Source organism: Caldimonas manganoxidans ATCC BAA-369 (genome assembly GCF_000381125.1).
Taxonomy (GTDB): Bacteria; Pseudomonadota; Gammaproteobacteria; order Burkholderiales; family Burkholderiaceae_C; genus Caldimonas; species Caldimonas manganoxidans.
On record NZ_KB905982.1, the window covers coordinates 1 to 10455 of the forward strand.

Sequence of the window (10455 nt, forward strand, 5' to 3'; positions counted from 1 at the left end):
GCCGGCAGCCTCAGTCGCGTTCCGGGCGAAGCCGTGGGCAGCTATGCCATCCAGCAAGGCACGGTGGACGATGCCCACAACCCCAACTACGCCATTGCTTACGTCGGCGCGGATCTGACCATCCTGACCGCAGCTGGCGGTGGTTTCTCTGGCGGCTCGAACGGTAATGCCAGCAGCGAACCTTTGGGCGGTGCATTGGCCAGTGTGCAGCAAGTGCCGCGTCCCGGCACATACGACAACGACCGCACCTCCCCCTCTCCCATGCACACGCTGCCGCTGAAAGTTGTTGGCACCGGCATCCGCCTGCCCGAAGGCATCGGGAACGACGAATAAAAGGGAGAACCACCCATGCGTGGATTGAATCGTGCCTACCGCCTCATCTGGAATGACAGTCTCGGCGCGTTCGTCGCCGTCGCAGAATTTGTGTGCACCCGCGGCAAGCGCGCCTCCTCAGGCATCGTCGGTGCTCTCGTTGCGGCGGGGCTCATGGGCGCTTTACCCGTGCCGACTTTCGCCGCCAACTTGCCCACCGCCGGCCAGATCGTTGCCGGCTCGGGCAGCATCACGCAAAGCGGCACGGTGATGACCGTGACGCAAGACACGGCCAAGATGGCCGCCAACTGGCAAAGCTTCTCCATCGGCCAGGGTCATACGGTCAATTTCGTACAGCCCTCGTCTTCCGCCGTGGCCTTGAACCGTGTGCTCGGCTCCGACGTCTCGGTGATCCAAGGCGCCTTGAACGCCAACGGACAGGTGTTTCTGATCAACCCCAATGGTGTGCTCTTTACCCCCACCGCGCAGGTCAATGTCGGCGGCATCGTCGCCTCCACCCTGAACCTCTCCAACGAAGACTTCCTCGCCGGTCGCTATCGCTTCTCGGGCGACTCCACCGCGAGCGTCATCAACCAAGGCGCCATCCAGACCGCGCCGGGGGGCACGGCCGCCTTCATCGCCGCCAAGATCGAAAACACCGGTTCTATCACCGCGCCGCGGGGCAACGTCCTCATGGGCGCGGGCAAGACCGTCACCCTCGATCTGGGCGGGCCGGCGAAGATTCAGGTCGAAGAAGGGGCGCTCAATACCCTGATCGAACAAGGCGGCGCCATCAAGGCCGACGGCGGGCTCGTCTATCTCACCGCCAAGGCCGCGGAGAGTCTGACCACCAGCGTCATCAACCACACGGGTATTACCGAAGCCAAGAGCCTCTCGGTCGATGACAAGGGCGAGATTTACCTGATGGGCGACATGGCAAAAGGCGAGGTGCGCGTTGCCGGCACGCTCGATGCCACCCCCACCGAGGCGGCGGCCGCAAGCGGCGCCCCAGGCGGCTTCATCGAAACCAGCGCCGCCAAGGTCAAGGTGGCCGACCATGCCCAGGTCAAGGCCGGTCACTGGCTCATCGACCCCAATGACTTCACCATCGCCGCATCGGGCGGGGATATCACCGGAGCAGCCGTCGCCACTGCGTTAAACAGCGGCAGTGTCACGATCCAGACCACAAGCGGCGCAGCAAGCTGCACAGGCGTTCCTTGTAGCAGCAGCGGCACCTCCGGCAACGGCGACATCTTCGTCCGGGACGACATCACCTGGAGCTCGGGCAACACGCTCAAGCTTTCGGCCCACCGCAACATCGAGATCCTCGCCACGATCGATGCCTCCGGCGGCTCGGGCGGCAAGGTGGTGCTCGAATACGGGCAGGGGAATGCTCATGGTGTCATTGGCGGTACCGAGGCTACCTACTCCTTCGGCCTCACCGGCTCGGGCTTTACCGGCAGAATCAACCTGCAAGCGGGCAACAACTTCACCACCAAACGCGGCTGGTACAGCACGCCTATCTCCTGGACGGTGATCACCGCCTTGGGCAGCGAGGGCTCCACAACGGGAACCGACCTTCAAGGCATGCAAGGCAACCTCTCCGGCAACTTCGCTTTGGGGGCGAACATCAATGCCAGCCCCACCAGCGGCTGGAACAGCGGTGCAGGTTTTCAGCCCATCGGCAACTTCATCGGACGCTTCGACGGGCTGGGGCATACCATCAACAATCTCACCATCGACCGGCCTACGACCGATGACGTTGGCTTGTTCGGCGTTACCGAGGGCGAAGTGCGGAACGTCGGGATCGTGGGTGGCAGCGTAAAAGGCCAATGGAATACCGGAGCGCTGGTGGGCCACAACAGGTTCACCATCACTCAAAGCTACGCCACCGGCAACGTGCAAGGTTATAGCTACGTCGGCGGACTGGTGGGGCTGAACGGATGGCGCATGGCCGACAGCTATGCCACAAGTTCCGTGGAAGGCGAATCAGTGGTTGGCGGGCTGGTGGGCTATAACGAATATAGCGGCTCCATCGATCGAAGCCATGCGAGCGGATCGGTTAATGGCTCTGCTTCTGGCTTTGGCGCGACCGTAGCTTTCATTGGTGGTTTAGTGGGATGGAACAACTCCGGCACCATCACCCAGAGCTACGCTACTGGCAGCGTCACTGCTTCCCACTCCGGGACCTTTTCATATGCAGAAGGCGTGGGTGGGCTGGTAGGGTTCAACAGCGGCACCATCACCCAAAGCTATGCCACCGGAAATATTTCCGGGAGCGGAACCGATCTGCGAGGATTCGGCGGACTGGTGGGCTGGAACACCGGAGTCATCAGCCAGAGCTACGCGATCGCCAGCACAGTAACTGGCCAGAAGGACGTTGGCGGATTAGTAGGTTTAAACGACAATGCCTCCATCCTCCAGAGTTATGCAGGCAGCACCGTTCAAAGCTTTGGTGACAAGGTTGGCGGACTGGTGGGCCGTAACACAGCGGGTAGTTCTATTACCAAAAGCTACGCCACCGGCGGCGTGACGAGCTCAGGCCACTACGTCGGCGGCCTGGTGGGGATGAACAACAGCGCCATCACCGAGAGCTATGCCACAGGAAACGTTGATGCCGTGAATAGCGATTACGTCGGTGGGCTGGTGGGAGCCAACCTCAACAGCAGCACCATCGCCAAGAGTTACGCTACGGGAAACGTAAAGGGCTCCTCTAACGTAGGCGGACTGGTCGGCGGCCAAGTTTCCGGAAGCACTACTCAGAGCTACGCTACGGGCCACATAGAAGGCCACGCAGGTGTCGGAGGCTTGATTGGATACAACCTATACGGAGGCATCGGGGAGAGCTATGCCACAGGGCTCGTCACAGGCACAGGGAGCGGTCCAACTTATCTTGGCGGCCTGGTGGGATATAACTCCTCAGGCACCATCACGAATAGCTTCTGGGACATCGGCACCAGCGGCCAATCCACGAGCGCGGGCGGCACCGCCAAGTCCTCCGCTGAACTGAAGCAGCTCGCCACGTTCACCGCCGCTGGCTGGGACATCGATGATGCCGGCGGCACGGGCAAGGTTTGGCGTGTCTACGACAGCAACAGCTACCCGCTGCTGCGTTGGGCCTTGACGCCAATCACCGTCACCCCGACAAGCGGCAGCCACGTGTACAACGGCATGGTCCCCGGCACGCCAACCACGGTGAGCTACTCTACCACGCCCAATTTTGGCTACCTCCTCGGGACACCCAACGTGACCGGCGCCATTTCGAAGAATGTCGGCAGTTACACGCTCACCGCCTCCGGGCATTACTCCACCGACCAGAAGGGTTACGACATCATCTATGGCACGGGCACGCTGACGATCACCCCCAAGGCGCTGACCGCAGCCTACAGCGCGGCGAGCAAGGTCTATGACGGCACCACTGCCGCCTCCGTCTCCGCCACCAGCAGCGACATCGTCTCGGGGGATGTCGTCAGCATCAGCGCCAGCGGCAGTTTCGCTAACAAGAACGTAGGCACGGGCAAAAGCGTCAGCATCACTGGCGGCGCTCTTTCCGGTGTCGATGCCGGCAACTACACTCTGCAGAATCCCACTGGCAGCGCCACCGCCGACATCACGCCCAAGGCGCTCACCGTCTCCGGCATCACCGCCAACGACAAGACCTATGACGGCACGACGACGGCGGCGCTCAACTACAGCGCCGCCAACTTCGCCGGGATCGTTTCCGGCGACACCCTCACCGCCAGCGGCTCGTTTGCCGACAAGAACGTGGGCAATGGCAAGACGGTAGCGCTCACCTTTGGCGGCACGGACGTGGGCAACTACACCTTCGGCGGGCAGAGCACTGCCACCGCCAACATCACCCCCAAGGCGCTCACCGTCTCCGGCATCACCGCCAACGACAAGGTCTACGACGGCAACACGACGGCAAGCGTTACTCCTGGCACGCTCTCCGGCTTCGTCGGCAGCGAGACGGTAAGTATCGGATTGGCCACAGGCGTCTTCGCCGACAAGAACGTTGGCACCAGCAAAAATGTCACCGTCAGCTACACCCTGGTCGATGGCACGAACGGCGGACTGGCGTCCAACTACAGCCTGGCCAACGAAACCCTTCAAGCCGACATCATCCCCCGCCCGGTCACGGTCACGGCGGACGCCAAGAGCAAGACACAAGGCCAAAGCGACCCGGCGCTGACCTACACCACCGGCTGCGGCACGGCTTCGTCCCCCTGCGGTCTGGTCGCAGGTGACACCTTGGCCGGCAGCCTCAGTCGCGTTCCGGGCGAAGCCGTGGGCAGCTATGCCATCCAGCAAGGCACGGTGGACGATGCCCACAACCCCAACTACGCCATCGATTACGTCGGCGCGGACTTGACCATCCGGTCACCTACCCTCGACGGGGCTGCGGGCGACGCCCTCGCCGCCACGCAAAGCGGCGCCAACCTGCAGACCTTCCTCGCGGCAGCATCCGAGGACGGGTTCGCCCAGCCGCTCACGGGCTTGCTGGTGCGGGTCATCCCGCCTGGCATCAAGCTTCCCGAAGGCATTCTTCCCGAAAAAGAACAACAGGAGAAAAACCCATGATCCTGCGCTGTACCCTCATCGCGGCAGCCGTGCTCGCCGCCTATGCAGCCCACGCCCAGACACCGCCCGATGCCGGGCGCGTGTTGCAGGAAACCCGCCTCGGGCTCGAAGCCCCGAAGCCCGCGCCGAAGGTCGACCTGCAAGCGCCCGCGGAAGGTGCAGCGCTGCCCGGCGGCGCGAAGGTGACCCTTGCAGCGGTCAAGCTCACCGGCAACACCGTGTTCTCCGAAGCGGCGCTTCTTTCTGCACTCGGCGATTTCGAAGGCCAGACCTACGATCTGGCCGGCTTGCAGGGGCTCGCCCGCAAACTCACCGACTACTACCGGGCCGCAGGCTACCCCTTCGCCCGAGCCGTCATCCCGGCCCAGCGCTTCGAAGGCGGCGTGCTCGAAATCCGGATCGTCGAAGGGCGCTACGGCAGGGTGCAGGCCCAGGGCGAGAGAAGCGAGGAAGCCCAGCGGTTTCTCGCAAGCCTCACGCCCGGCGCGGTGATCGCAACCGAACCTCTAGAGCGCGCCACCCTGATTCTGTCCGACCAGCCGGGCATCCGCATCACCCCCATCATGCGCCCCGGCCAGGAGATTGGCACGGGGGATCTCATCGTCGATGTCACCCGCGAACCCATGTTCCATGCAGAGGTGGGCGCGGACAACCACGGCAACCGCTACACCGGACAAACCCGTGTGCGGGCGCGCGTGCAGGCCGACAGCCCCTTTTGGCTCGGCGACCAGCTTCTGGGGCAGCTTCTCTACACCGATGAGCACATGTGGCAAGGCGGTCTTTCCTACAGTCTGCCGCTGGGCAGCTCAGGGCTCAGAGGCCAAATCGGCTACGTCCATACCTACTACGAGCTCAGCAAGGACTTTGCCAATCTTCAGGCCCACGGCACCGCCGATATCGCAAGCCTCATGCTCTCCTATCCGATCCTGCGCTCGCATGCTGCCAACCTGGCCGTGGGTCTTGGGTACCAGCACAAGAGGCTAGAAGACCGGCAGGATGCGACCTCTACGCGCAATGACAAATCGAGCGACCTCGTGCCTCTCACCCTGCAATTCGACCGGCGCGACGCCTGGGGCCTCACGTATGGACAGGCGGCCTACACCGCCGGACGCTTGAAGCTCGACTCCATCCTCGAAGCGGCCGATATCGCTAGCGGCATGCACAGCCGCGGGCATTTCGGCAAATGGAACCTGGATCTGGCTCGGCTCAATACCACGCCGCTTGATGGCCTCACCCTCTTTGGAAGGCTCTCAGCCCAATGGGCCAGCAAGAACCTCGATTCCTCCGAGAGCTTCATTCTCGGCGGCGCCACAGGCGTGCGGGCTTACCCCAACGGCGAGGGCGCGGGCGATCAAGGCTGGCTGGCGCAAATCGAAGCGCGCTACAGGATTGGCCAGACCGAGCCCTTCCTCTTCTATGACGCCGGTCATGTGGAGATCAATGCCAAACCTGGCGGCATCACCCCGCCCGTGACCGACAACACCCGCTCGATCGCCGGCGCGGGGCTGGGCGTGCGCTACGCCTCGGGCGCTCTCAGCCTGGAAGCCACCGCCGCCTGGCGTGCCCATGGCGGCAAGCCGCAGTCTGACACGAAAGATGACAATCCGCGGCTGTGGCTCACAGCGGGGTATCGGCTCTGAAGCGCCGATCGAAAATCCGGCACAGGCAAAACGTCACCTGACAGGGGGCGCTACTCCCACTCGATCGTCGCCGGCGGCTTGGAGCTCACGTCGTAGGTCACACGGTTGATGCCACGCACCTCGTTGATGATGCGGCTGGAGACCCGCTTGAGCAGACTGTAGGGCAGTTCGGCCCAGTCGGCGGTCATGAAGTCGCTGGTCTGCACGGCGCGCAGCGCGACCACATAGTCGTAGGTGCGGCCGTCGCCCATGACGCCCACGCTCTTGACCGGTAGGAAGACGGCAAAGGCTTGGCTGGTGAGGTCGTACCAGCTCTTGCCAGTGGCTTCGTCGCGGGTGTTGCGCAATTCCTCGATGAAAATGGCATCGGCCCGGCGCAGCAGGTCGGCGTATTCTTTCTTCACCTCGCCCAGGATGCGCACCCCCAAACCAGGGCCAGGGAACGGGTGGCGGTACACCATCTCGGGCGGCAGGCCCAGGGCCAAACCCAGTTCGCGCACTTCGTCTTTGAAGAGTTCACGCAGCGGCTCCAGCAGCTTCAAGCCCAGCTGCTCGGGCAAGCCGCCCACGTTGTGGTGGCTCTTGATGGTGACGGCTTTCTTGGTCTTGGCGCCACCGGACTCGATCACATCGGGATAGATGGTGCCTTGCGCCAGCCACGCCACGTGGCGCTGGTGGGTCTGCTTGATTTTTTCGGCTTCGGCTTTGAAGACATCGACGAACAGGCCGCCGATGATCTTGCGCTTGGCCTCGGGGTCGCTCACGCCAGCCAGCTTGCTCAGGAAAAGCTCGCTGGCATCGACGCGCACCACTCGGGCATGCAGCTTGCCGGCAAACATGTCCATCACCATGTCGCCCTCATTGAGGCGCAACAAACCATGGTCGACGAACACGCAGGTCAGCTGCTCGCCTATGGCGCGATGGATGAGCGCGGCAGCGACGCTGGAATCCACCCCACCCGAGAGACCGAGGATGACCTCTTCGTCGCCCACCTGCTCGCGGATGCGGGCCACGGCCTCCTCGATGTAGTCGCCCATGATCCAATCGGCGCGGGCACCACAGATGTCGCGCACGAAACGGGTGAGTATCGCCTTGCCCTGCACGGTGTGCGTGACCTCGGGGTGGAACTGCACCCCGTAGTAGCCCCGTGTCTCGTCGGCCATGCCTGCAATGGGGCAACTGGGTGTGGAGGCCATGACTTTGAAGCCCGGCGGCAGCTCGGTGACTTTGTCACCATGGCTCATCCACACCTGCAACATGCCGTAGCCATCGGCCGTGCGGAAGTCCTCGATGCCGTTGAGCAGCCGCGTATGGCCGCGCGCACGCACTTCGGCATAGCCGAATTCGCGATGGTCGCTCCACTCGACTTTGCCCCCCAGTTGCACCGCCATGGTCTGCATGCCGTAGCAGATGCCCAGCACCGGCACGCCCAGCTCCCACACCACCTGCGGGGCGCGCAGCTCGTGGTCTTCATAGGTGCTGGCGTGGCTGCCCGACAGGATGATGCCTTTGGGTGCGAACTGGCGGATGAAGTCATCCGACACGTCGTTGGGATGGATTTCGCAGTAGACGTGGGCTTCGCGCACGCGCCGCGCGATCAGCTGAGTGACTTGGGAGCCGAAATCGAGGATGAGGATCTTGTCGTGCTGCACGGTTGGCGCCTGTTCTGAGAAGGAAAAAGGCAGCACCGAGTGCTGCCTGTCTGTGCCTGGGTCACCGATCATTCGACCCGGTAGTTCGGGGCTTCCTTGGTGATCTGTACGTCGTGGACATGGCTTTCGCGCATGCCGGCTGCGGTGATCTCGACGAACTCGGCCTTGCTGTGCATTTCGGGGATGGTGGCGCAGCCGCAATAGCCCATCGCCGCGCGCAGGCCGCCAGCCATTTGATGGATGATGGCCACCACCGACCCTTTGTAAGGCACTCGCCCTTCGATGCCCTCGGGCACGAGCTTGTCGGCATTGGGGTTGGTGGTTTCGTCGTTTTCCTGGAAGTAGCGGTCGGCCGAGCCGGCCTTCATCGCACCGATGGAGCCCATGCCGCGGTAGCTCTTGTAGCTGCGGCCTTGGTAGAGGATGACTTCGCCGGGCGCCTCTTCGGTGCCGGCAAACATGCCGCCCATCATGACCGAGCTGGCGCCGGCGGCGATCGCCTTGGCAATGTCGCCCGAGTATCGGATGCCACCATCGGCAATGATGGGCACGCCCGTGCCCTGCAGCGCGGTGGCCACATTGTCGATCGCGGTGATTTGAGGCACGCCCACGCCTGCCACGATGCGGGTGGTGCAGATGGACCCCGGACCGATGCCGACTTTGACGGCATCGGCCCCAGCTTCCACCAGGGCCAGCGCGGCCGCGCCGGTGGCAATGTTGCCGCCGATGACGTCCACATCGGGGTAATTTTTCTTGACCCAGCGCACGCGCTCGATCACGCCGGCGCTATGGCCATGCGCGGTGTCGACCACGATGACATCCACCCCGGCCTTGACCAGCAGTTCCACGCGCTCTTCCGTGCCCTCTCCCACACCCACGGCTGCCCCCACGCGCAACTTCCCTTGGGAGTCGCGCGCAGCGTTCGGGAAATTGGTTTGCTTGGTGATGTCCTTGACGGTCATCAGACCGCGCAGCTCGAACGCATCGTTGACCACCAGCACACGTTCGAGCTTGTGCTTGTGCATCAGGGCCTTGGCTTCTTCGAGTGAGGCCCCCTCTTTGACGGTGACGAGCCGCTCGCGCGGGGTCATGATCTCGCGCACTGGCACGTCCATGCGGGTTTCGAACCGCAGGTCACGCCCGGTGACGATGCCCACCACGGTCTTGCCCTCGAGCACTGGAAAGCCAGAGATGCCGTGCTGATCGGACAAGGCCTTGACCTCGCGCACCGTGGTGCCCGGCGAGATGGTGATCGGGTCGCGCAGCACGCCCGATTCATAGCGCTTGACCTTGGCCACCTCGGCGGCCTGCTCACGCGCAGAGAGGTTCTTGTGGATGATGCCGCAGCCACCTTCCTGGGCAATGGCAATGGCCAAGCGCGATTCGGTGACCGTGTCCATGGCAGCGGACACCAAGGGCAGATTCAGGGAAATGTGACGGGTCAGGCGGGTGGCCAGCGAGGTGTCACGTGGCAGGACTTGGGAGAACGCCGGCACCAGCAACACGTCGTCGAAGGTGAGCGCTTTACCGAGGAGGCGCATGAGGAGAACTCCAGACGCAAAATGAAATTATACGGAACCCCCCTTGGTCCCTTGGCGCCCCGGGCGTGAGCCGCGCAGGCTGCCGTAATGTGTGCGATACGCCACGAACTCGGGTTCAAAGGCCGCGTTGGCCAAGTCGCTGGCGCGGCCCAGGGATACACTTGCCGACATGGAAAAATCCACGAAATCCACGACTTGCAAGCGGTGGGCTGGTGTGGCGCTGGCGTTGATGCTGGCGTCGGCTGGGCCGGTGTGGGCTCAGTGGAAGTGGAAGGACAGCAGTGGCAAGGTGCAGTACAGCGACCGTCCGCCACCGGCATCGGTGCCTGATCGCGACATCCTGCAGCGCCCCTCCGGGCCGCGCAGCATCGCCCCCCCTCCTGCCGAAGCGCCCCCCGCGCCGGCAGCAGCCGCCTCGGCGCTTGGCGTGGACAAGGATCTCGAAGCCCGTCGGCGCCAAGAGGAACAAGAGCGCGAAGCCAAAGCGCGCGCAGAGAAAGAACGCATGGCCCAAGTGCGCGCCGAGAACGGCTCCATGTCGTTTCGTGTGGAAAGCAACACTGTCACTGGGGCATCGCCGGCGCGAACGGGCTGGCCGGCAGGTGCTTGAGCTTGGACATGCGTAGGTAGGCGATGGCGATGAAGTTCTGGCTCGTCCTGAAGCCGCGCGCGGCGCGCTTGGCCTGCTGCAGCAGCCCGTTCATCGCCTCGACGAAGGCGTTGCTGCGG

At 63.5% G+C, this 10455-nt stretch carries 7 protein-coding genes; 4 read left to right on the forward strand and 3 right to left on the reverse strand.

Features of this window, described 5'->3' with window-relative positions:
- The 3 genes from F615_RS20215 to F615_RS0116525 form a co-directional block, all read left to right on the forward strand.
- Positions 1-333: MBG domain-containing protein (locus F615_RS20215; protein ID WP_033371753.1), on the forward strand; the 333-nt coding region annotated here is incomplete at its 5' end.
- A 15-nt stretch (positions 334-348) separates the two neighbouring features.
- Positions 349-4893: a YDG domain-containing protein gene (locus tag F615_RS0116520; protein WP_019562259.1), complete on the forward strand. Its 4545-nt coding sequence runs from the start codon at positions 349-351 to the stop codon at positions 4891-4893.
- On the forward strand, positions 4890-6533 hold the full coding sequence (locus tag F615_RS0116525; RefSeq protein ID WP_019562260.1) for a ShlB/FhaC/HecB family hemolysin secretion/activation protein: 1644 nt from the start codon (positions 4890-4892) through the stop codon (positions 6531-6533). The genes F615_RS0116520 and F615_RS0116525 overlap by 4 nt, the downstream gene beginning before the upstream one ends.
- Before the next feature lie 50 nt (positions 6534-6583).
- On the opposite strand, the gene guaA is transcribed toward F615_RS0116525, so the two are convergent.
- Both guaA and guaB read right to left on the reverse strand, forming a co-directional pair.
- The gene (gene guaA, locus F615_RS0116530; protein WP_026330398.1) at positions 6584-8185 is read right to left on the reverse strand and encodes a glutamine-hydrolyzing GMP synthase; all 1602 of its coding nucleotides are present in this window, start codon (positions 8183-8185) and stop codon (positions 6584-6586) included.
- A 68-nt stretch (positions 8186-8253) separates the two neighbouring features.
- The gene (gene guaB / locus F615_RS0116535) at positions 8254-9726 is read right to left on the reverse strand and encodes an IMP dehydrogenase (protein ID WP_019562262.1); all 1473 of its coding nucleotides are present in this window, start codon (positions 9724-9726) and stop codon (positions 8254-8256) included.
- Between the two features lie 169 nt (positions 9727-9895).
- On the opposite strand from guaB, the gene F615_RS18925 reads away from it, so the two are divergent.
- A complete protein-coding gene (locus F615_RS18925) occupies positions 9896-10336 on the forward strand; it encodes a DUF4124 domain-containing protein (protein ID WP_019562263.1) in 441 nt (146 codons plus the stop codon).
- Here the strand turns inward: F615_RS18925 and F615_RS19770 are convergent.
- The coding region (locus tag F615_RS19770) for a transposase (protein ID WP_019562264.1) at positions 10290-10455 on the reverse strand (166 nt) is incomplete at its 5' end. The two genes, F615_RS18925 and F615_RS19770, sit on opposite strands and share 47 nt — an antisense overlap.